19 protein-coding genes are annotated in these 22000 nt (G+C 67.2%); 7 read left to right on the top strand and 12 right to left on the bottom strand.

The features are described 5' to 3' along the window. Positions 1 to 14: 14 nt before the first annotated feature. The gene (locus tag VAPA_RS18280) at positions 15 to 992 is read left to right on the top strand and encodes a magnesium and cobalt transport protein CorA (protein WP_021008247.1); all 978 of its coding nucleotides are present in this window, start codon (positions 15 to 17) and stop codon (positions 990 to 992) included. A gap of 16 nt (positions 993 to 1008) precedes the next feature. On the opposite strand, the gene VAPA_RS18275 is transcribed toward VAPA_RS18280, so the two are convergent. From VAPA_RS18275 to VAPA_RS18245, 7 genes are all read right to left on the bottom strand, one after another. After that, positions 1009 to 1848: a siderophore-interacting protein gene (locus VAPA_RS18275; protein WP_021008246.1), complete on the bottom strand. Its 840-nt coding sequence runs from the start codon at positions 1846 to 1848 to the stop codon at positions 1009 to 1011. Positions 1849 to 1863: 15 nt separating this feature from the next. Next, positions 1864 to 2463, bottom strand: coding sequence for a PadR family transcriptional regulator (locus VAPA_RS18270; protein ID WP_021008245.1), 600 nt, complete (start codon positions 2461 to 2463; stop codon positions 1864 to 1866). Positions 2464 to 2563: 100 nt separating this feature from the next. Further along, positions 2564 to 3454 carry a 2OG-Fe(II) oxygenase gene (locus tag VAPA_RS18265; protein ID WP_021008244.1) on the bottom strand — a complete coding sequence of 297 codons (891 nt, stop codon included), beginning with the start codon at positions 3452 to 3454 and terminating at the stop codon, positions 2564 to 2566. Positions 3455 to 3458: 4 nt separating this feature from the next. After that, positions 3459 to 4073 (bottom strand): hypothetical protein, encoded by a 615-nt coding sequence (locus tag VAPA_RS18260; protein ID WP_021008243.1) that lies wholly within the window; start codon positions 4071 to 4073, stop codon positions 3459 to 3461. 20 nt (positions 4074 to 4093) lie between these two features. After that, positions 4094 to 5509: a cytochrome-c peroxidase gene (locus VAPA_RS18255; RefSeq protein ID WP_021008242.1), complete on the bottom strand. Its 1416-nt coding sequence runs from the start codon at positions 5507 to 5509 to the stop codon at positions 4094 to 4096. Continuing rightward, the gene (locus tag VAPA_RS18250; protein WP_041946155.1) at positions 5506 to 7821 is read right to left on the bottom strand and encodes an alkaline phosphatase family protein; all 2316 of its coding nucleotides are present in this window, start codon (positions 7819 to 7821) and stop codon (positions 5506 to 5508) included. Before VAPA_RS18250 ends, VAPA_RS18255 begins: the two co-directional genes overlap by 4 nt. 296 nt (positions 7822 to 8117) lie before the next feature. Beyond that, the gene (locus VAPA_RS18245) at positions 8118 to 8945 is read right to left on the bottom strand and encodes an HDOD domain-containing protein (RefSeq protein WP_021008240.1); all 828 of its coding nucleotides are present in this window, start codon (positions 8943 to 8945) and stop codon (positions 8118 to 8120) included. Between the two features lie 370 nt (positions 8946 to 9315). Here VAPA_RS18245 and VAPA_RS18240 point away from each other — a divergent pair, with 370 nt between their 5' ends. Both VAPA_RS18240 and VAPA_RS18235 read left to right on the top strand, forming a co-directional pair. Further along, positions 9316 to 12639 (top strand): bifunctional diguanylate cyclase/phosphodiesterase, encoded by a 3324-nt coding sequence (locus VAPA_RS18240; RefSeq protein WP_021008239.1) that lies wholly within the window; start codon positions 9316 to 9318, stop codon positions 12637 to 12639. A 71-nt stretch (positions 12640 to 12710) separates the two neighbouring features. Beyond that, positions 12711 to 13382 carry a glycine-rich domain-containing protein gene (locus VAPA_RS18235; RefSeq protein ID WP_021008238.1) on the top strand — a complete coding sequence of 224 codons (672 nt, stop codon included), beginning with the start codon at positions 12711 to 12713 and terminating at the stop codon, positions 13380 to 13382. A 93-nt stretch (positions 13383 to 13475) separates the two neighbouring features. On the opposite strand, the gene VAPA_RS18230 is transcribed toward VAPA_RS18235, so the two are convergent. From VAPA_RS18230 to VAPA_RS18220, 3 genes are read right to left on the bottom strand one after another with little or no spacing between them, the layout of a single operon-like run. Then, the gene (locus tag VAPA_RS18230; protein ID WP_021008237.1) at positions 13476 to 14792 is read right to left on the bottom strand and encodes a sulfatase family protein; all 1317 of its coding nucleotides are present in this window, start codon (positions 14790 to 14792) and stop codon (positions 13476 to 13478) included. Positions 14793 to 14806: 14 nt separating this feature from the next. Continuing rightward, positions 14807 to 15799, bottom strand: a complete 993-nt coding sequence (locus tag VAPA_RS18225; RefSeq protein ID WP_021008236.1) for a Bug family tripartite tricarboxylate transporter substrate binding protein — start codon at positions 15797 to 15799, stop codon at positions 14807 to 14809. A 38-nt stretch (positions 15800 to 15837) separates the two neighbouring features. Then, on the bottom strand, positions 15838 to 16839 hold the full coding sequence (locus VAPA_RS18220) for a Bug family tripartite tricarboxylate transporter substrate binding protein (protein ID WP_021008235.1): 1002 nt from the start codon (positions 16837 to 16839) through the stop codon (positions 15838 to 15840). A 105-nt stretch (positions 16840 to 16944) separates the two neighbouring features. On the opposite strand from VAPA_RS18220, the gene VAPA_RS18215 reads away from it, so the two are divergent. Continuing rightward, positions 16945 to 17469 (top strand): MarR family winged helix-turn-helix transcriptional regulator, encoded by a 525-nt coding sequence (locus VAPA_RS18215; protein ID WP_021008234.1) that lies wholly within the window; start codon positions 16945 to 16947, stop codon positions 17467 to 17469. Here the strand turns inward: VAPA_RS18215 and VAPA_RS18210 are convergent. Beyond that, positions 17441 to 18451 (bottom strand): Bug family tripartite tricarboxylate transporter substrate binding protein, encoded by a 1011-nt coding sequence (locus VAPA_RS18210; RefSeq protein ID WP_021008233.1) that lies wholly within the window; start codon positions 18449 to 18451, stop codon positions 17441 to 17443. The genes VAPA_RS18215 and VAPA_RS18210 overlap by 29 nt on opposite strands. A 134-nt stretch (positions 18452 to 18585) precedes the next feature. On the opposite strand from VAPA_RS18210, the gene VAPA_RS18205 reads away from it, so the two are divergent. Together VAPA_RS18205 and VAPA_RS18200 are read left to right on the top strand one after the other, a co-directional pair. Continuing rightward, positions 18586 to 19545: a LysR substrate-binding domain-containing protein gene (locus VAPA_RS18205; RefSeq protein WP_230558892.1), complete on the top strand. Its 960-nt coding sequence runs from the start codon at positions 18586 to 18588 to the stop codon at positions 19543 to 19545. Between the two features lie 17 nt (positions 19546 to 19562). Next, the gene (locus tag VAPA_RS18200; protein WP_051255336.1) at positions 19563 to 20813 is read left to right on the top strand and encodes a DUF418 domain-containing protein; all 1251 of its coding nucleotides are present in this window, start codon (positions 19563 to 19565) and stop codon (positions 20811 to 20813) included. Here VAPA_RS18200 and VAPA_RS18195 read toward each other — a convergent pair. Next, entirely contained in the window at positions 20786 to 21415 is a 630-nt protein-coding gene (locus VAPA_RS18195) for a LysE/ArgO family amino acid transporter (protein ID WP_021008230.1), read from the bottom strand. The two genes, VAPA_RS18200 and VAPA_RS18195, sit on opposite strands and share 28 nt — an antisense overlap. Positions 21416 to 21522: 107 nt before the next feature. Here VAPA_RS18195 and VAPA_RS18190 point away from each other — a divergent pair, with 107 nt between their 5' ends. Continuing rightward, entirely contained in the window at positions 21523 to 21981 is a 459-nt protein-coding gene (locus VAPA_RS18190; RefSeq protein WP_021008229.1) for an Lrp/AsnC family transcriptional regulator, read from the top strand. The last annotated feature ends 19 nt before the right edge of the window (positions 21982 to 22000 follow it).

The following is a 22000-nucleotide window of genomic DNA, read 5'->3' as shown; positions in this document are numbered from 1 at the left end:
CTGGACGAGCACCGATGCTGATCAACTGCGTGGCCTACGAAAACGGCGCCAAGCTCGCCGACATTCCGGTCGAGGACATCAGCGAGTACATCTCTCGCCCCGGCTGCTTTGTCTGGGTGGCGCTGAGCGACGCCACGCCGCAGGAGCTGGCCCAGATGCAGGATGAGTTCAACCTGCATCCGCTGGCGGTGGAAGACGCCCAGCATGGCCACCAGCGGCCCAAGGTCGAGGAGTATGGCGATTCGCTCTTCGTGGTCATGCACCTCGTTGAGCCCTCCCCCGAGGGAGAGCACTGCGTGAACGTGGGCGAGGTCGATGTGTTCGTCGGCCGCAACTATGTGCTCTCGGTGCGCAACCGCAGCCAACGGGGCTTCCTGGGCGTGCGCGAGCGCTGCGAGCGCGAGCCCGAACTGCTGCGCAACGGCGCGGGCTTCGTGCTCTATGCGCTGATGGATGCGGTGGTGGACCGCTACTTTCCCGTCATCGATGCGCTCGAGGTGGAACTCGAATCCATCGAGCAGCAGATCTTCACCCAGGGCGGCGCAGCGCGCGACAAGATCAAGCAGCTGTACGACCTGAAGCGGCGCAGCTTGATCCTCAAGCGCGCCGTGGCGCCGCTGGTCGAGGCGGCGGGCAAGCTGCACGGCGGGCGGGTGCCGCAGATCTGCGTGACCTCGCAGGAATACTTTCGCGACGTGGCCGACCACCTGGGCCGCATCAACGGTTCGATCGATGCCATGCGCGACACCATCGGCACGGCCATTTCGGTGAACCTCTCGATGGTCACCATCGAGGAGAGCGAAGTCACCAAGCGGCTGGCGGCCTGGGCCAGCATCTTTGCAGTGTGCACCGCGTTCGCGGGCATCTGGGGCATGAACTTCGAGCACATGCCGGAGCTGAAATTCCGCTATGGGTATGCGGTGGCGCTGGGGCTGATTGCAACCACCTGCAGCTATCTCTACTACCGGTTCAGGCGTGCCGGCTGGCTCTGAGCAATACCAAAGGCGCTTACTCGTCGTGCGTATCGTGCGTGGCCGCCGCGCCGCGCCGCCAGTAGCCCGAGGCGCGGGTCCACTTGGGGTTTGCGTCGCGCTCGCTCACGAGGTGCGCACGCAGGGCCTTCGCAATCGCCGATTCGCAACCCACCCACGCGTGGAAGTCTCCGGGCGGCAGCTTCATTGCCTCGAGCGCATCGAGCAGCACCGGGCTCAGGCCCGGCTCGATGCCGTTGCGGTGCACCCACTTCAATGTGAGCTCCGCCTGCGTCTCGAACGGAATCCGGTCGGCTTCGCTGTCCACCTCGGCCAGCACCACCACTCGCGCACCGGCCGGCAGCTCGGCCAGGCGCCGCGCAATGGCGGGCAGGGCAGTGTCGTCGCCGATCAGCAGGTGCCAGTCGAACTCGGCCGGGACGATGAACGAGCCGCGTGGGCCACCCACGCCGAGCGTGTCGCCGGGCTTGGCCTGCTCGGCCCATTGCGTGGCGGGGCCAGCGTCGTGCAGCGCGAAGTCGAGTTCCAGCGTGTTGGCGCTGGCGTCGTAGCGGCGCGGCGTGTAGTCGCGCATGGTCGGCCGGCCGCTCGCGGGCCACACCGGACCGTCGGGCCCCACGGTCGGCAGCGTGAGCTGGCCGGTGGCCGTATCGGGGAAAAAGATCTTCGCGTGATCGTCGAATCCCAGGCTGGTGAAACCCGCGAGGTCGTCGCCCGTGAGCGTGATGCGGATCAGGTGCGGCGTCACGCGCTGCACGGTCTTCACCGTGAGCTGGCGAAAGCGAAGCTCGTGGCGCACGCGGCGCGGCGTGCGGTCGGGTGTGATGGAGGCAGAAGTGGTTGTGAAGTCGGTCATTTCAAAAGAAGAAGTTCAGATGCGCTCTAGCTGTTGTGCGGCACTGTCGAGCACCGCGGCGAAATCGTGGGCTTGTTGTTCGGTGAGGGGGGGGCCCGAGAGGCGCATGCGCATCGCGAGCTTCAGGTTCTCGATGGCGCGCGTGACCTGCGGCGGGCGTCCGCCGCGCGGGCCGGCGCCGTCGACGCCGCCGTTCATGCGGGCCATCATGGCGTCGGCCGTGTCGCGGTTGGCAGCCAGAAATTCCTGGCCGCTCGTGGTGATGCTGTAGCGTTTGCGCCCGCCCGTGTCGGCCGTTTCCACGCTCAGGTAGCCCATCTCCTCGAGCAGCGTGAGGGTGGGGTAGACCACGCCGGGGCTCGGCGCGTAGCTGCCGCCGAGGCGGTCTTCGATGGCCTTGATGAGCTCGTAGCCATGGGCAGGCTTGCCGGCGATGAGCCGCAGCAGCACGAAGCGCAGGCCGCCGTGGCCGAACACGCGCCCGCCGCCGCGTCCGCCGCGGCCTCCATGCATGCGCTCCTCGCCGCCGTGGCGGCCGCCCGACAGGCCGTCTTCGTGCTCGCCACGGGGGGCGTGGCAGTGGTGATGGTGGTGGCTGAAGTGGAAATGTCTCATGATTGGATAGCCTTTACGATGTGTATCTGAATTATTTTAGATATATCTAAATAAAAGTCAAACCGATAGGCATCCAGGCATCCAGAAGGCTGTCCTGTCGTCAGGGGCCCGGCGCTTCTGCGGCGGCCACGAAGCGCCGTTGCCGCATCCATTTGGTCGCCACCCATTTCTCTCCGCGCAGCACGGGCCCGCCCGCATGCAGCGATGCGTGGTCGACCTGTCCGAGGCTGTTGCAGTACTCGAAGTACACCGCGCTGCCGCGTTGCGGCGATACCGACCATCCCGTTTCCGGAAACACCGTTTCGCCGCCTTCTTCCACTTCGTTGAGGTAGCCCACGAGGGTGCTCACGCGCTGGCCGCTGCGTTCCAGCGAGGCCTGGTTGGCTGCGTTCGACGGCACCAGGAAGTCGAAGTGCGGCAGGCTCTGCGCGCCAGCGGGGTAGTGCAGCACCTGCAGGCCTTCGCCGTTTTCCACTGGCAGGTTCATGAGTTCGGACAGGCGCTCGTCGAGCCGCGCGATGAGGGCGTTTTCGCGCAGCCGGAAGAACATGCCCAGGCTGCTGCGCTGTGCGCCCACGCGGGCGCGTCCGGTCAGCGGATCGACGGTGGTCGAGGGCGCGAGCCGCGGCCCGGCCAGTGCGATCAGCGCTTCGCATTCCTGTGCGCTGAACACATCGTTCAGCACCGCCAGGGCCGGCTGCGCCGCGCGCGCCGCCACGCGCACGAGGCGGTCCGCCGTGCGGATCGACGTGCCCGGCGGCAACCGCGATGCTTCGTACCGGTACGCCGGCGCCACCGTGACCGAATCGGTCGGCACGGGGCTTCCGGTGCGCAGCGCGAACACGAAGGCATCGACGATGGCCCTGGCCGCATCAGGGGGCATGTCCTGGGCGCGCATGGCCTGCACCACCTGCGCGGCCGTGCACCCCTGGCGCAGGTTATGCAGCACCCAGTCGCTCAGCGCTGGCGAAAAGCGCAGCACGGCATCCATCGGCTCAGACGCCCTCCGGAACCCAGCCGGTCTGCGCGCGCCTGAAGTTCTGCTTCAGCTGCATCGTGCCGGCCCCGCGCACCACGCGGTCCACCATCGGAAAGACCTTCTGCACGTCGGCATCGCCGGTCCACGGCGCGGCGTCGATCTTGTAGGTGTAGGTGACGACGACGGCGGATGCGTCCTTCTCGTCCTTGCGCGCTTCCCAACCCACGATCTTGTCGAGCGCCAGGTGGGCGGCGCAGAAATCGCCCTGGGTCTCGCGCGGGTGGAAGTATTTCCTTCCTTCCTCGGTCAGCGCATAGCGCGTGACGGCGATCTCGGCGGGCTGTTCGCCTTCCTTGGCGTCCTGCACCTTGGCGGCGGATGCGCTCACGAGCCCCAGGTGCTCCAGCACCGGCATCTGCACCGCGTTGCGCGCGCGCGTGCCGGCTTCGCGTTGCGGCACGTCGATGGGCCATCGGGTCTTGCCCAGGCACAGGTCGCCCTTCTTCGCCAGGTAGGCATTCATTGCGGCCGTCAGGTTCTGCAGATTGGCCTCGGGCTGTTGCGGGCCGCAACCGGCGAGCACAGCCAGCGCGACCGCACCCAGTGCCTTGGAGATTTCTTTGTGGTTCATGAAAAGGGAAAGAGAAGGGATCAATTGACGCACGCACCCGGCTTTGCCGGCGTGGCGGGTTTCGTGTCCGCGTCGCTCAGGGTGTTCAGGAAGCAGACCAGGTCGGCCATGTCCTGCTCGGACATGGGGGGCGCTGAACCCGCGGCGCGGCCGTCCATCGGCAGTTGCGTGTCGATGTTCGGCGCGTAGGCCGTCGGGAGGTCGTCGTACTTCTGCACCTTGCCGCCCGTGTACTGCGTGGTGACGAGGCCGTAGCTGGGAAAACCGGGGTCGTTCTTCGCCTTCGGCGTGCCGCCCACGGTGGGATACCAGAGCTCGGGCTGCGTGTCGCGCGTGTTGTAGAAGCGGATGACCTGTTCCAGCGAATGCATCACGCCGTTGTGGAAGAAAGCCGTGCGCGTCGCCACGTTGCGCAGGGTCGGCGCCTTGAACATGCCGCAGAAGCCGTTCGCGGCATTGGGCGCGGCCGGCGCATGGTCGGTGCGCATCGGGCCGCACACGCCCATGTCGAAATACCGCAGGTCGTTGTCGGCGGGAATGCCGGCGTTGCGCGGCACGCCGATCGCCTCGTAGGAGAAATCGGTGAACAGCGCGGAGCTGCCGTTGAGGCCCGCGCCCTGGTAGTGGCACGACGCGCAGTTGCCCGTGTCCGGATTGGTGAACACCTTCAGGCCGCGCGTTTCCGCCGGCGTGAGCGCGCCGCCGATCTTGTTGCCCGCGTACAGGTCGAACTTGCTGCTGTACGGATGAAAGCTCTTGTCCTCGAGCTGGTAGGCCTGCAGGGCCAGCAGTGCATTGGCGAAGGCGGCGTCGCTGTCGTCGAAGGCCTTCGCACCGAAGGCCTTGGCGATGAGCGGCGCGTAGTCCGCGGCCTGGAGCTTCTTCACCACGTCGGCGCTGCTGGCGTTGGCCATCTCGACCGGGTCGAGCAGCGGAATGCGGGCCTGCGCGGCCAGCGTGTCGGCGCGGCCGTCCCAGGTGAGGCCGCCGCCGGGGCCCGGCACGCTGATGCCGTCGGGGTTGTCCAGCAGGTCGGCGTAGGCCGGGGTCACGTCCTTGTAGCGCAGCGAGGGCACTGCGCGCAGGCCGGCCTGGTCCATGCGGGCGCCGCCGAGCTGCACCGAAAGATCGTTGGCCGGCGCGTGCGCATGCGCCGGGTCGTGGCAGCTCGCGCAGGACATGGCGCCGGAGCCCGAGAGGTTCTTGTCGAAGAACATCTTCTGGCCCACCTGCGCCGCGAGGCTCAGCGTGCCGGACGGTGCGGGCGCCGCCGCAGGTGCGGCACCTGCAGCCGTGGCGGCCGAGCCGCTGCCGTTGCTGCCGCCACACGCGACGAGCATCGCGCCTGCGATGCCCGCCGCACCGAGCGCCGCCAGCGCGAGCCGGCCCGCGCGCGCCACCGCCGGCCCTCTCGGGTTCGAACGGTGAACCCTCATTGCTTCAGCGACCAGACATTGAGCTGGTTGGCATCCGGCCCGACCTGCGCCGTGGTCGACACGTCACCCGACTGCTTCTGCGTGTAGCCCGCCGGGAGCACGAAGGCATGGTTGATCGGCCGCACGCTGTCGAAGTGCGTGTCCGCGCTGCCTGCGTATTCCGGCAGGTTCATGATGTTCTGGGCGATGAAGGCCTCGGTGTACTTCGAGCGGTTCATGTACGTGCCGTCGACTGCAGGGTCGGCCAGCTGGAACATGTCCTGCAGCGTGCGCACGAACGAGAAGTGGCTGTAGGCATCGCTGTCTGATACGCCCTTGGGTGCGTTGGCCTGGTTGGTCAGGATGCCGAAGATGCTCTCGCCGTGGCCGCGGTTGCCCTTGGTGTAGTTGTTGATGCTCGCGTCCACCGACCAGGTGCCGTCCGCGTTCTGCTTGATCGGATTGGCGACCGTGCTGTTCGACACGTTCCAGCCGCAGCAGGAGTTGAAGCCGCTGGTGGCACTGCCTTCGTCGAACATCAGCACGATGGCCACGCGCTTTTGCGGGTTCTGCCACAGCGACGAAGCCTGGATGCGCTTCACCGTGTAGTCGACGTAGTTGTCGCCGCGCGTGATGATCGGCGAGACGGCGGTGGCCGACACGTTGTTGGCCACGCTGGCGCAGTCGCTCGCGGTGCCGATGCCGCCCGCGCCCTTCACGCTGATGCCGTGCATGTCGTCGCACTGGTCGGGCACCACGAAGTTCAGGTTGCCGACGTTGCCGCTCGCCAGGTCGGTGCCGAGCTGGTCGTAGTCGTAGTTCGCGGGAATGGCGTAGTCAGTGCTGTTCTTCAGCATCGCGTCCCACTGGCCGCCGCCCATGGTGCGGTTGCTGTACTTCCATTCGGGCGCGCTGCGCACGTTCTGGTAGGCCATGCCGGGGTGGTGCTTGGTCTTGTACAGGCCCGCGGGCAGCGGCAGCGTGAGCGTGGCGTCGCCAATGGCCGTGGTGTTGCCGCCCAGCGTGCCCGGCGCATAGACGTTGTCCTTCGCGGTGACGGCCGCATCGGCCACGCTGTCGGTGCGGAAGTCCTGGCCCGGGTTCATCGACTCGCTGTACGTGCGCCAGGTCAGGCCGGCGCTGGTGATCGCGTTGAAGAGATTGGGCTTGCCGACGATGTTGTGGTTCACCGCGGCTGCCTGCGTGCAGGTGGCTGCGAGCGGCGACTTGGCCAGGCCGGGCTGCGTGTTGTCGGGCACGGGCAGATCCTGCACGGCATTGGCGCCGGTGGCGTCGCAGTTCCACTGGCTGTCGTCGGTGATGCCCCAGTCGTCCGCGCCGCCGAGGGCCGTGTAGTTGGGCTCGCTCGGGTTGCCGGTGGCGTAGTAGCTCACCAGCTGATTGCCGGCCTTCAGGTAGCCGTTGATCTTGGGTGCGTAGGCCGAGTTCAGGATCGACATCGTGGCCTTGTTCTCGAGCATCACGATGAAGATGTTGTCGTAGCGCGGAATGCCTTCGACGTTGAAAGCCGCCTGCTGCGACTGCAGGAAGGTGATGGGCTTGCGGTTGTCCACGACGCTCGCCGTGGCCGTGGTCACGCCGGCCATGCTGGCGAGGCGCGGATCGCCGCCGGGGTTGGCCAGCGCGTCGGGGAACTTGTCGCCGCGGTCGAGCTTGGTGGTGGCGTAGGCGAAGCGGTTGTTCAGTGCATTGGCTTCGTTGAGCAAGGCGGTCTGCACGGCGCCGCTGGCGGCGTTGACGTCGCCGAGCAGGGAGCCGACAGGCATGCCCAGGCGCGTGGACAGGTTCTGCTTCTCGACGGCATAGCTCGTGCTGTTGGCCTCGACCAGTCGCGCCACTTCGGACGACAGCGGGCTGACCACCACGGCCGCGCCCTGTTCCTGCACCTGGTCGAGCATGGCGCGCAGCACTTCGCGCGTGGCCACGTTGGTGTTGGTCGCGGTGTTCCTGGCGTTGGTGCCGATGTCGGCAATGAGTGCCGACGCGCCGGACAGCGACAGGCTGAACTTGCCGTTGGCATCCGTGACCGCGGCAGGCTCGCCGGTGTCGCAGCGGCCGTTGCCGTTGCTGTCCACGCAGACGGTGGCGCCGGCGTAGTAGCCGGCGCCGATCACCGGGTCGGTGCTGCTGCCGGGCTTGAAGGCGCTGGCGGTGAGCACACCGCTGAAGGTGGTGTTGCCGGCGCCGGCGGGTTGGCTCGCGCCGGGCTGGTTCGCGGGCGGCAGGAATGCGATATGACCTGCGCCGTCGCTGCCGCCTCCGCACGCGGCCAGCAGCGAGGCTGCGAGCACGGTCAGGGTGGGGTACAGCAAGCCGGATCTGATGTTTGGAATGGCTTTCAATTTCTTCTTTCGACGTGGGGAGGGGCATGACGCAGCGCGGCGCAGGGTTGCGTCGGCACTGGGGACCGCGAACGAATCTAGGTTTGCCCTGTGTCAGTCGAAAGGCAGAAGACTTAGCTGCAAATGAGCGAGTGCAGCGGTCGGAGCGGGTGTTGCAAGACCCGCGCGAATCGAGCCCAACAGCGTCTGACCAACGCCTGACTGTGCCCCGTGCCGGGCGCTGGCCGAGACGGCAAGTCAACGGGCGGCAGGCGCCCGTCCGATGATCAGGCGATCATCGATTCCAGGTCGGATGCCAGCTCGCGCGGCGTTGGCATCTCCTGCACCACATCCTCGGAAATGCCGATCGCGTCCGCCGGCATGGCCGGCCAGACGTGCTGTGCGTCACCGATGCGCAGCCCTTCGTGCTCGAGGGCGACGCGCCAGACCGCCAGGTGCAGCACGTTGGCCAGCGGGTCGACGTGCTCGGTCTCCATCGGGTTGGCGAAGCAGGAGAGGGCGCTGACGAACTCGGGCGCGAATTCCCAGCGGGCGGCCAGCCGGGCGCCGACCTCGCCGTAGTGGAAGCCGAACTTCTGCCGTTCCACCTCGAGCCGCCCCATGCGGTCGAAGGGGTGCGCGGCGTTGAGCAGCGCCATCTGCTGCTTCATCGCGCCGGCCATGATCAGGTGGCCGATGGCGTGCATGCTGCCGACGGTGAATGCGAGGCTCTGGTCCACGCGACGGGTCTTGCCCGCCAGGTAGCGGGCCACCGCGGCCACGCGCAGGCTGTGCGACCAGAAGGCCGGCAGGTGCACGCCGTCGACCTTGCGGAACGTGCCGGTCAGGCCGGAGCTCACCACCAGGGAGCGGATCGAGGAGAAACCCAGCAACTGGATCGCGTCCTGGATCGACAGGATCTTGCGGCGCAGCCCGAAATACGGCGAGTTGGCCATGCGCAGCACCCGGGCCGTCAGCACCTGGTCGAGCTCGATCTTGCGTGCCACCACGGAAATGGCGGCGTCTTCGTTGCGAAGGAGCTCGATGAGATCGAACACCACCTTGGGCACCGTGGGAAGCAAATGGCTGTCGGCAAACAGTTCGTCCAGGGTCATGGCGATCTCGGGCTGTAGTTTTTCGCTGCCCGGGATTGTCCTGCAACCTTGGTGTTACATGTTGATGTCTTCGGAATCGGGCCTGTTCCCAGGGGCCCGGGTGCAGACTTCCAGCAACACCGATGAGGTTACGGGCGCGTCGTAAGCATATGTTTCATGACTGCTCGTGCTTGATCCATCTCAACACCGCCCGGAACCGCGCCGTGCAGCATCGCTCCCCAATGCCCTCACTCTCGCCGAGACAAATCGCGTGACGTTCTTGCACCGGCCATATATATTGCGCCAACGATACAACCTGTTGCGTTCTCTGCCGTGCCGCGCTGCTGCACACGGAGCCAACCGGCCTGTGCCGACGACAGGATCAAATCCGATGTCATCGTCCGTCTGGGTCAGGATTCGCTTGCCACTGGTAATTTTCGTGGTCGGCACGGCGCTATCGATCGCCCTCAGCGTCTCCGCGCGCCAGGAGATCGGGCGTAGTGCCCAAGCGCGCTTCGACGCAACTGCCTTCGATCTGGCACGCAAGGTCGAAGCCCGCTTCGACGACTACATTGCCGTCCTGATCGGACTGCGTGCGCTATTCAACACCTCCGAGACCGTGACGCGAAGCGATTTCAGGGACTACGTCGCGGGGCTGAACCTGGCGAGCGCCTACCCCGGTTTCCAGGCCGTCAACTATGCGCCCCGCATCGCGGTCAACGACAAGCAGGTCTTCGAGGAACAGGTCCGCGGTGATGCCAGCCTCGACGCTGGCGTTGCCTCCCGCTTCGCCATCAAGCCGCCCGGTGAGCGGGACACTTACTACCCGCTGGTGTACATCGAACCGCAGGCCGGCAACGAGAGGCTGCTCGGCAATGACCTGGGCGCGATGCCCGACAGAGGAGACGCGCTCGAGCAGGGGCGCGACACCGGCGGGCTCGTCACGTCAGGCCGCAAGGTCCGCATCGCGGGTCGCGAGTCCGACATTGGATTGGCGATGCGGCTGCCGGTCTATCGCCCGGGACAACCGCTCGATACGCTCGAGCAGCGGCGTAGCGCCTATATCGGTTCGGTCGGCTCGGGCTTCAGCGTCGCAGGGATGTTGAGCGATGTGGTGGGTACCGATGCCACGAGGACGTTCCGGTTGCGCTTGATCGATGCCGGGCCGAGTCGGGGGGCGATCGGGACACGCGTCGAGACCAGGTTTGTAACGACGACCTCGTTCGGCGAGCGGCAATTGCTGTTCGACAGCGCGGCCTTGGCCAAGCCCGCTGCTGCACCGGCGCGCAGCCTCGAGCGCATGCTCGGCTTCGAGTTGGGCGGTCACTCCTGGCTTGTGGAAGTCGGTCAAGACGAAAACCAGGTCTTCGGCCCGCTCGACAAGGCCATCCCGTGGTTCATTGTCCTCGGGGGGCTGGCCACCAGCATGCTGCTTGCCGGCATCGTCTTTTCGTTGACCACCGCACGCAGCCGGGCTCAGATCCTGGCGAACGAGATGACCCGCCACCTGCGCACCAGCGAACGGCAGTTGGAGGAGGCCCAGCACCTGGCAAGCCTGGGCAGCTGGATCCTCGATCCCGAAACCGGAGCCCTGCAATGCTCCGAAGAAGCCCGGCGCATCCTGGGCTTCGAGACTGGCCCCTTGCGGCCGGACCTGCCCGCGCTGCTCCTGCGTGTTCCGGCCGCAGAACGCCTCGCGGTCGAACAGCAGATCGCACTGGCCTCCCGGTCCATGGAGCGCAGCGAATTCGAGCATCGCCTGTGCCTGCCCGATGGCACCGAACGCTGGCTCCACGTCATCGCACAGTCGGCCGAAGAAGGCGGAAAGACGATGGTGCGCGGCACCGTGCGCGACGCCACGCGGCCGCGCAAGGATGCGTTGCGCCAGGGGCTCGAGTACAGGATCGCTCGGCTGCTTGCCGGCGATGGCAGGGCCGAGACGGTGATCACGCAAGCGCTGGAAGCCGTATGCACCGACCTGCGCTGGGAATGCGGCGCGTTGTGGAGCGTCGGCGAGGACGGCGTGGTTCGCTGCACCGCCGCCTGGCATGCCGACGACATTCCCCCGGCGGTGCGGCAATTCGTCGGCGACAGCCGGTCGTTCGAGTACCGGGCTGACGAAGGCTCGCTGGGCCGCGCCTGGAAAACCGGCGGCATCGTGCAAATCGACGTGCTGGCGGCTCCGAGCCATTTCGCGCGCGATGCGATGGCCCGCCAGGCCGGGCTGGCCGTTGGCGTCATCGTGCCGATGGTCGTTACCGGTTCGACCACGGCGCTGGAGCTCTTTGGCTCCAATCCGTACGCTGTCGACGCCGAGACGCGGGAGTCGCTGCGTGTGATCGCCTTGCAGATCGCCCAGTACAAGCAACGCAAGCTGGCGGAGAGAAGTCTTCGTTTCATGGCCAGTCATGACGAACTGACCGGGTTGTTCAACCGCGCCGCGCTGCAGCACGAGCTTGCTCGCGCCATCAAGCGCAGCAACCGCCATCAGAAGCAGTTCGCGGTGTTGTTCGTCGACCTGGATCGCTTCAAGCACATCAACGACACGCTGGGCCACGGTGTGGGCGACGAGATGATCAAGATCTGCGGCGAGCGCCTCACGGCGCTGCTGCGCGAGGCCGATGTCGTGGCGCGTTTCGGTGGCGATGAGTTCGTGCTGCTCCTGGAGAACCTGTCCAGCGCGAACGATGCCGCGGGGCTCGCCGCAAAAGTGCTGGCCTGTTGCGCCGAGCCTTTCTTCGTCGCGGGGCGCGAACTGCACGTCAGCGCCAGCGTCGGCGTGAGCGTCTACCCGGACAACGGCGGCGACGCCGAAGCGCTCTTGAAGAACGCTGATACGGCGATGTACCGGGCCAAGGAAAGAGGCCGCAACACCTACCGCTTCTACGCGGCGAAGATGAATGAGCAGAGTACCGAACAGCTGATGCTGGAAAGCGCGCTGCGCCATGCCCTAGAACGTGGCGAGCTGGAAATGCACTACCAGCCGAAGATGAATCTGCAGACCCAGCGCATCGTCGGTGTCGAGGCGCTGATGCGCTGGCACCATCCGGTTCTGGGCATGATTCCGCCGGTGCAGTTCATTCCGATCGCCGAAGAGCTCGGCTTGATCGTGTCCATGGGCAAGTGGGCGCTGGAGAGGGCTTGCGCCGATGCGCGTTCGTGGCAGAAACACGGTTTGCCGGAGGTGTTGGTGAGCGTCAATCTATCGCCGCGCCAATTCGAAAGCCGCACGCTCATCGATGACATACGGGCCGTCCTGGAAGACTCAGGCCTGGAGCCGTCGCTGCTGGAGTTGGAAATCACCGAAGGCGCGGTGATGGCGAACCCCGAGCACGCGGCGGAATTGCTCCGGACGATTCGAGGCATGGGCGTCGGACTCGCCATCGACGATTTCGGAACGGGCTATTCCTCGCTCTCTTACTTGAAGCACTTTCCGCTGTCGACGGTCAAGATCGACCGCTCCTTCATCAACGACCTTTCGCAAGACGCCGACGCACGAGCGCTCATCGACGGCATCATCACCCTGGCCCACGGATTGCGGATGAAGGTGGTGGCCGAGGGCATTGAGACCACGGCCCAGCTCGAGTACCTGCGCAGCCGCGGTTGCGACGAGGCCCAGGGCTATTGGCTGTGCAAGCCCGTGCCTGCCGACGAGGCGCGCAATTTCATGGCGCATCACCTGCGCAACCAGCTTGCTCCATCGGTGGCGGCTTGACGGCCGAACCTTTGAAGCATCGTCACCGGGCACGTTCGCTCGGACCTTCCCGCAACTTCACAGGAGCATTCATGATTCATTCCACCCAGCGCAAGACACCGGCGCAGACGATCGCCGCAATCGAGGGGCTCGACCTCACGCCGATCAAGTTCAAGGCCTGTCGCAAAGAGGATGGCTATGGCTGGTCGGCCGGCTACGCGGATCAGATGGAGGTGGCCTACAAGCGCTACTTGATACTGCACGCCAAGCACCCCGACCTGACGCTCGCTCCCGAGCAGGACGTCGACCGCTTCTGGCACATGCACATCCTCGACACGAGAAAGTACGCAGCTGATTGCGAAACCACTTTCGGCTACTTCCTGCACCACTTTCCGTACCTCGGCCTGCGCGGCGAGGAAGACGCCAAGGCGCTGCAAGCAGCCTTCCTGGAGATGGAGCGCTTGTCCGCCGAGGAATTCGGCGAGCCGACGCCCGCGCACCAACGCGAGCCGAGCAAGGATGCGGCCGCATGGTGCTCGCTCGAGGCAGGCAAACCCGCGGCCGCATGGTGCTCGCTCGAGGCGGACAAACCTGCAGCGGCATGGTGCTCGCTCGAAGCGGACAAACCTGCAGCGGCATGGTGCTCGCTCGAGGCGGGCAAACCTGCAGCGGCATGGTGTTCGCTGGAGGCGGGCAGTGCGGCCGATACTGCCTCCCGCGGCAGAGCCCCCGGCAGAGCCCCCGGCGAAGGCCAGCGCGTCTGAGCTGGCAGCTTCCGCGCGCAGGTTCGAGTTTGGCGTGAATAGATAAAGGATTGGCGCGGGGGCGAGGCGGGCCGCTCGTCCCCTCGCCCGGGTTCAGCGCTGCGGCATGTCCTTGACCGAGTAGCCCAGGCTCACCGTTGCATCCTCCGGAATCGCAGGCATCGTCGCATTCCAGGCCAGCCAGTCTTCCCGCATGGCCGCCAGCCGCTGCGGCTCCTTCTTCCCCAGGTTCGCCCGCTCGCGCTCGTCCGCCGGAATGTTGAACAGGTACTCGTTGCCGTCCACCTTCAGGTACTTCCAGTCGCCGTCGCGCATGGCCTGCTGGCCGCGGTGGTTCATGCGCCAGTGCAGCGGACGGCGGAAGCTGTGCCTGGCGTCCTTCAGCACGGGCATCAGCGACATGCCGTCCAGCGGGTAGTCCGCATCGGCCTTCACGCCGGCCGCGTCGAGCATGGTGGCGGACCAGTCCATGGTCATGCACAGCTGGCTGCTCTCGCCGCCCTTGGCAATCACCGCGGGCCAGTGCGCGATCCATGGCACGCGGATGCCGCCTTCGGTCAGGTCCATCTTGCCGCCGACCAGCGGCCAGTTGTCGGAGAAGCGCTCGCCGCCGTTGTCGCTGGTGAACACCACCAGCGTGTTGTCGGCCATGCCGTGCTTCTCGAGCGCGGCCATGATCCAGCCGATGCCTTCGTCCATGTGATGGATCATGCGGCGGTACACGTGGATGTTGCCGCCGGCCAGGTCGAACAGGTTGTCTTTCACCAGTGGCGCCTTCTCGGCGTCGTCGCGCGTTTCCCAGGGCCAGTGCGGGGCGGTGTAGTGCAGGCTCAGGAAGAAGGGCGCGTCCTGCCTTGCCATGCGCTCCACATAGTCGACGGCGCGCTTCGAGAGGATGTCGGTGAGGTAGCCCTCTTCCTGCTTGTCTTCCTCGCCGAACCACAGGTCATGGCGGCCGGTGGAGTCGCAGTGCGTGAAGTAGTCGACGCCGCCCGACATGGGCCCGAAGAATTCGTCGTAGCCCGAGCGCAGCGGCCCGAAGGTGGGCGGGTAGCCCAGGTGCCACTTGCCGATGAGCGCGGTCTGGTAGCCGTCGGCCTTCAGCAGCGAGGGCAGCGTGGGGTGCTCGGTCGGCAGGCCGAGCGTGGTGCTGCCGCGGCTCTTGCTGTTGATGGGCTCCTCGGCCGCGCCGCGCAGGCGGTACTGGTAGCGTGCGGTGATCATCGCGAAGCGCGTGGGCGAGCACACGGGCGAGTTCGAATAGCCCTGCGTGAGCTTCAGGCCGTTGGCCGCCAGGCCGTCGAGCACGGGCGACACGGGGCCGAAGGCGGCGTCGCGGCCGCCGTAGCAACCGAGGTCGGCATAGCCGAGGTCGTCGGCCACGATGAAGATGATGTTGGGTCTGGTCATGTCTCTGGAAAGGTTCAGGGCTGATAGCCGGATTTCTGCACGACGGGTGCCCATTGCGTGCGATAGGCCTTGAGCATTGCCATCGTCTGCGCCTGCGTGCTCACCACCGGCGTCATGCCGGCATCCTTGAACTTGCGCTGCGTGTCCGGGTCCTGCATGACTTCGCGGATGGTGATGGCCAGGCGCTCGACCTTGGCCTTGGGCATGCTGGCCGGCGCGAAGAAGGTGTTCCAGCCGGTGGCGGCCAGGTCGAGGCCGGCTTCCTTGAAGGTCGGAATGTTCGGCGCGAAGGGCGAGCGCTTTTCGCCCGACAGCGCCAGGATGCGCAGCTTGCCGGCGTTGTGCTGCGGCAGCACCACGTCCTCGGTATCGACGGAAATGGGCACCTGGCCGCCGATCAGGTCGTTCAGCAGCGGGGCCGAGCCGCGGTAGCCGATCACCTGCGTCTGCACCTTGGCCTTCTCGCCCACCATGAGGCCGAAGAAGTGCGGCAGGCTGCCGGTGGCCGGCACGCCCACGTTGGCCTGGTTGGGGTTGGCGCGCATCCACGCCAGCAGGTGGTTCAGTTCGCGCACCGGCAGCGTGGGCGACACCGACAGCGCGAAGTCGTAGCTGTTGACGTGCGACACGGGCACGAAGTCGCGCTCGGCATCGTAGTTGTTGTCCTTGAAGACGAGCGGCGCCACCACCATCACGGCCGGGTTGGCGAGCATCAGCACGTTCTGGCTGGCGGGCGTGTTCTTGACCTGCTGCGCGGCAAGGCGGCCGCCCGCGCCGGGCTTGTTGTCGACGACGACCGGCACGCCCAGCCTGGCGCCGAGCTTGTCGCCCACGATGCGCGCCACGCGGTCGGTGGCGCCGCCGGGGGCGTAGCCGACGATGATGTGCAGCGGGCTGTCGAGCGTCTGCGCGCCCGCGGTGGTGGCCATGGTGGCGATGGATGCCATGAAGCCGGCTGCGGCAAGCAGCGCGGCAAGGCGGCGGGTGATGGGGGTGGTCTTCAACATGTCGGGGTTCCTCCTCGTTCGATCGTTCGTTCGGTTGTTCAGTCGGTGGCCTGGAAATTCACGGCCTTCATGATGCCCGCCCAGCGTGCGGTGTCCTCGCGCATGGTCTTCAGTAGTGCCTCGCTGCCGTCGCCGACGGGGTACATGCCGTTCTGCAGCAGCAGCTGGCGCACCTCGCGCGCATTGACGGCCCGGGTGAACTCGGCGCGCAGCCTGTCGATGACGGGCTGCGGCGTCTTGAGCGGCGCATAGTAGGCGAACCACGCGGTGGCCACCACGTCCTTGTAGCCGGCTTCGACGAAGCATGGCAGGTTGGGCATGAGCGGCGAGCGCTTCTCGCCGCTGGTGGCCAGCACCTTCACGCGGCCCGTGGGCAGCATCTGCTGCGCGCCGCCGACGGTGTCGAAGTACACGGGCACGGTGCCGCCCATCAGGTCCTGCCGCGCGGGGGTGGAGCCGCGGTAGGGCACGTGCACCATCTTCAGCCCGGCCGTGCGGTTGAGCATTTCGCCGAGAAAGTGCGAGGGCGTGCCCGCGCCGTAGGAGCCGAAGCTCAGCTTGTCGCCCTGCGCCCTGGCCCAGGCGATGAATTCGGCCAGCGTGTTGGCGGGCACGTCCTTGTGCACGGTGAGCGCCAGCTCGAAGCGCGCCGCGTTGATGATCGGCACGAAATCCTTGACCGGGTCGTACGAGAGGCTGCGGTACGCGCTCGGGAACATGGTCATCATGCTGGCCGTGCCCAGCAGCAGCGTGTGGCCGTCGGGCGCGGCCGTCTTGACGGTTTCCGCCGCAATGCGGCCCGCCGCGCCCGCGCGGTTGTCGATGATGAGCGGGCCCAGCGTGGCGCGCACCTGCTGGGCGATGGCGCGCGTCAGCACGTCCTGCGTGCCGCCGGCGGGCACGCCGATCAGCACCTTGACCGGCTGGCCGGGCGTGAAGGCCTGGGCCCGCGCATCGAAGGCGAACGGCGCCAGGGCAAGCCCGCCCAGGGCGGCGAGTGCGCGGCGGCGGTCGAAGGCGGAAGGGGGCGTGGTGGGCATGGGGCGGTGTCTCCGGGTTCTTCTCGGGTTGGCGTTCGATCCCGAACGACTTTAGAGACGCTACATTCGATTGATCTAATCAACCATCCCCCGGACTAACCCCCAATGACCGCGCCGCCTCGCTCGCTGGACGACCTGCTGCTGTACCGGCTGTCGCGGCTGGTTGGGGTTGCGGGCGGCATGGTGATCCGGCTGTGCGAGGGCCGCTTCGGCATCACGCGGCGCGAATGGCGGCTGATCGCGGTGCTCGCGAGCCGCGGCGAACTGGGGTCCTCCCAGCTGGCCGAGCATGCCCAGCTCGACCGCGCCCGCACCTCGAAGGCCGTCGGTTCGCTGGTCCAAAAGCAGTTGGTCTCGCGCGTGGCCCGCGTGGGCGACCGGCGGCAGGTGCTGCTGGGCCTGACCGAAAGCGGGCAGGCGCTGTACGAGGAGCTTTTTCCGCTGGTCACGAAGATCAATGCCGAGCTGATGGGTGCGTTGAACAAGGAAGACGCGGCACGCCTCGACGAATCCCTGCATTGCCTGCAGGCGCGGGCCGAGCACATGGTGGAAGAGGCCGTGCTGCCCAAGGCGGACCGGGGGCGCCGCGGGGCGGGCGGTGTCAGTCCACCTTCATCCCGGTCGCCTTGACGATGCGGCCGTAGCGCGCCTGGTTGGTTGCCAGGTGCTCGACCGCGGGGCCGCCGGTCTCGCCGAGCGCCACCATGTCGAGCGAGGCCAGGCGCGCCTTGATCTCGGGCAGCGCCAGCGCCTTCTGCAGCGACTGGCGCAGCACCTGCATCACCGGCTCGGGCGTGGCGGCCGGCACCATCGCGAGGTAGAGCACCTCGAATTCCAGGTTCTTGAGGCCGAGCTCGCCCACCGTGGGCACCTCGGGCAGCAGCGGCGAGCGCTGGCGGCCGGTCACGGCCAGCGCGCGCAGCTTGCCGCTCTGCACCTGCGGCAGCAGGCCCGGCGTGGCAAGGATGCCGGCCTGCACCTCATTGCCCAGCAGCGCCATCACGGCCGGTGCATTGCCTTTGTAGGGCACGTGCGTGATCTTCGCTCCGCTCGCTCTGGAGAAGATCTCGGCCGCAAGATGCCCGGGGCTGCCGTTGCCGGCCGAGCTGAAGGTGGCGGCCTCGGTCCTGGCCTGCGCGATGAAATCGGGCAGCGTCTTCGCCTTCACGGCCGGCGCGACACCGAAGCTCAGGCCCGACGAGCTGAAGATCATCAGCGGCTTCAGTTCCTTGGCTGCAAAGGGCATCGACGCGTACAGGTGCGGGTTGATGGTGAAGGTGGTGTCGATGCTCAGCAGCACCGTGTAGCCGTCGGCCGGGCTCTTGGCCACGAGGTCGGCGCCGATGTTGCCGCCGGCGCCGGGCCGGTTGTCGACCACGAAGGGCTGCCTGAGCTCCTTCTGGAGCACGTCGCTCAGCGCGCGGCCGAGGATGTCGAGCGGGCCGCCGGCCGGGAAGTTGGTGATGAATTTCACCGGCTTCGCGGGGTAGGCCGCATCGGCATGTGCGGCCGGGCTGCCCAGGGCGAGGGAAAACGCCGCGCAGGCAGCGGCGGCAAGGGCCAGGCGGCGCGATGCGCCCGGGGCGTTCTTCTTCGAGAAACCGGTGGTCATGTCTTTGCTTGTCTCCGTATCGGAGGCCACTCTAGAAGGCAGAAGCCGCCCGCACAACTGAAAGCTCTTCTGCCAGCTATTCCATCTGGTTATATTTGAGCGGCCGCCTCACAGGGAAGACCCGCATGTCAGCCATGAACAACTTTACGCGCCTCAAGCTGCGCCACCTGCAATGCCTCGTGATGGTGGCGCAGGAGCGCAACCTCGTGCGTGCGGGCAAGGCCCTGGCGCTCACGCAGCCTGCGGTGTCCAAGACCATTGCCGAGCTTGAAGAAATCGTCGGCCGCCAGTTGCTGCTGCGCCGCCGCCGCGGCGTCGAGCTCACGCCGGCGGCCGAGGTGCTGGTGCGCCATGCGGTCTCCGCGCTGCGCGGGCTGCGCGAAGGCATGGGCCTGGCCATGGACCAGCCCGAAGCCGATCAGCTGCGCGTGGCCGTGGGCGTCCTGCCCAACATGGCGGCCAACCTGCTGCCTGAAGCCGTCGCACGTCTGAACGCATCGCACGCGGCGCTGCGCGTGCGCGTGGTGAGCGGCACCAATGCGCAGCTGATGACGCAACTGCGCCAGGGCGAGATCGACCTCGTGCTCGGCCGGCTCGCGCAAGCCTCGGCCATGGCCGACCTGGCGTTCGAGCAGCTCTACAGCGAACCGCTGCTGCTGGTGGTGCGCCCCGGTCATCCGCTTGCCGCGCGCCGCAAGCCGACGCTCGATGCATTGGCCGCCCATCCGCTGGTGCTGCCCGTTTCGGGCACCCTGATCCGGCACACGGCCGATGCCTTCCTGATCGCGCAGGGCATGGCGCTGCCCAACCGCCTGGTGGAGGCGACGGATACGAGCTTCGTGGTCGGGCTGCTGCAGCGCTGCGATGCGGTGTGGTTCGCCCCGCAGGGTGCCGTCGAGGGCTTCATTGCGCAGGGCGCGTTGAAGCGCGTGGCCATCGACACCTCCAGCACAGAAGGGCCGGTGGGCTTCACGGTGCGGCGCGGCGGCGAAGCGGGCGAGGGCGTGCGGCTGCTGGTCGAGGCGATCCGCGGAATCGTCGCGGCCGCGGTGCGCGGGGGACGGGCTGGTGCCAGACTCGGAAACACTGCATGAACACCGCTCCCAAAGACATGGCGCCCCATGACTCTCCCGTGCACAGCCCGGGCGGCGCCGCATCGAACGAACGCCAGCAGATGGTCGATGCGTTGCGCGGCTTCGCGCTGCTGGGCATCCTGGTGGTCAACATCGCGAGCTTCGCGTCGACCTACTACGGCCTGGGCGTTCCCGATCCGATGGGTGTCTCGCTGGCCGACCGCTGCGCGTCGTTCGTGCGGGCCTTCGTGTTCGAGAACAAGTTCTACCTGCTGTTCTCGTTCCTGTTCGGCTATAGCTTCACGCTGCAGATGCGGTCGGCGGAGCGCGACGGAAAAGCTTTCGTGCCGCGCATGGTGCGGCGGCACGTCGGCCTGTGGGTCATCGGCGTCGTGCATGCCGTGCTGCTCTACTACGGCGACATCCTCACCACCTATGCGGTGCTGGGCGCCGTGCTGCTCATGCTGCGCAGGCGCGGCGATGTGTTCCTGGCGTGCGCGGGCATCGCGCTGGTGCTGCTCACTTCATTGCTGTGGGCCGCCGTCGGCCAGATGTACACGCACATGGACATGCTGATGGCCACGCAGGCGGCGTACGCCGAAGCCGCCGCGGCGCTGGCCGCCTACCGCGCCACGCCCGCCATGGTGGTCGTGCAGCATTTGCGCGATCTCTCGCAGACGTGGTGGATCACGGGGCTGGTGCAGGCGCCGGAGGCGCTGGCCATGTTCTTCGCGGGCTTCATTGCCGGCAGGCGCGGGCTCCTGGCGCATGTCGAAGCGCATCGCGCCCTGCTGTGGCGCGTGCTGTTGTGGGGCCTCGTCATCGGCCTGCCGGGAGCGCTGGCCTACGCCTGGCCAACCCTCCGGCTGAACGACCCGGTGCGCGACATCCAGGGCCTCGCGGTCGCCCTGCTGACGGCGCCGTTCCTGTCTGCTGCGTACGCGGCCGGCATGCTGCTCGTTTTTCAGGCCGGGCGGGGTCGGTTGCTGGTGCAACTGCTGGCGCCGGCGGGCCGCATGGCACTGTCGAACTATCTGCTGCAATCGCTGGTCTGCGCGTGGATCTTCCTGGCCTACGGGCTGCGGTGGATCGGAACGATCGGGCCGCTGGCGACATTTGCGGTCGCGTTCGCGATCTTCGCGGGCAACCTGGCGCTGAGCTGGTGGTGGATGCACCGCTTCGCCTACGGCCCGGCGGAGTGGCTGCTGCGGGCGTTCACCAACCTCCAGCGCCCGCCGCTGCGCCGGCGCCGGCGTGCGGATCAGCGCGACAGCAGCGCCGAGAGCTGAAACACCGCAAAGCCCAGCAGCAGCGCGCCCGACAGCCGATTGATGGACTGCAGCACGCGCGCGCCGAGCTTGTGCCGCACCATCGACACGACGGTCGACAGGCCCATCCACCACAGTGCCGATCCGAGAAAAACGCCCACCACCATCGTCACGGCGGCGGCGGCGCCGCCGCTGCTGCCCGCATGTCCGGTGCCGATCGATGCGAACACCGCGACGAAGGACAGGATCGTCATCGGGTTCGCGAGCGTGAGCATGAACACCGACAGCATGGCTTTGAGCGGCGTGGCGGCGTCCTGCGCGGTCCGGGCCTGGGTGGCGGCCGGTGTGCGCAGCAGCTGCACGCCCATCCACGCCAGGAAGGCCGCGCCGCCGAGCGCCAGCGGCACGCGCGCCGCCACCATCGACGAGATGACTGCCGACACGCCGAACGCGCCGATGGCGCCGTAGCACGCATCCGCCAGCGCGGCTCCGAGGCCGCTGAGGAAACCGATGGCACGGCCGTGCGCGAGCGTGCGCTGGATGCAGAGCAGTCCGATGGGGCCCACGGGTGCGGCGATCGACAGCCCGATGACGAGGGCCTTGAGGAAAAGAGAAAAGTCCATGCCCGCAATTGTTCGGCGCGGCCTTCGTGGCGAGAATGACGAAATTCAGGCGCGCGGCGTGCCAAGCCTGAAATCGGAAGTGAAAATCCCAACTGCACCTTAGATTCATGGAAATCGACTCCAAGAACTGGCAAATCCTCGACGCGCTCCAGCAGGACGCGCGCACCTCGCTGACGGCGCTGGCGCGGCAGGTGGGCTTGTCCGTGCCCTCGACCTCGGAGCGCGTGAAGCGGCTCGAGGAGGCCGGCGTGATCGAGGGCTACCGTGCGGTGGTTCCGCCGCGCAAGGCGGGCTATACGGTGACGGCGCTGATCGGCATCACGACCGCGCAGCCCGACAAGGCCCGGCTGCTGAAGCTGCTCGTTGGCCGGCGCGAGGTGCTCGAGTGCTTTCACGTGACCGGGCAGGATTCCTATGTGCTGAAGGTGGTCGCCCGGGACATCGAGCATCTCGAGGCCTTCGTGAGCAGCATCAACCACCTGGGGGAGACGCGCACATCGATCGTCATGTCGGTGCCGATCCCGGCGCGCGCGGTGGCGGTGCCGGCGGGCACCGTGTCCGGATGATGCGCTGCCGTGCGCTTCT

It is taken from the genome of Variovorax paradoxus B4 (genome assembly GCF_000463015.1).
In the GTDB taxonomy this organism is placed as follows: domain Bacteria; phylum Pseudomonadota; class Gammaproteobacteria; order Burkholderiales; family Burkholderiaceae_C; genus Variovorax; species Variovorax paradoxus_E.
The sequence above is the reverse complement of the archived record's forward strand: the minus strand, read 5'-3'. Positions and strand labels throughout refer to the sequence as shown.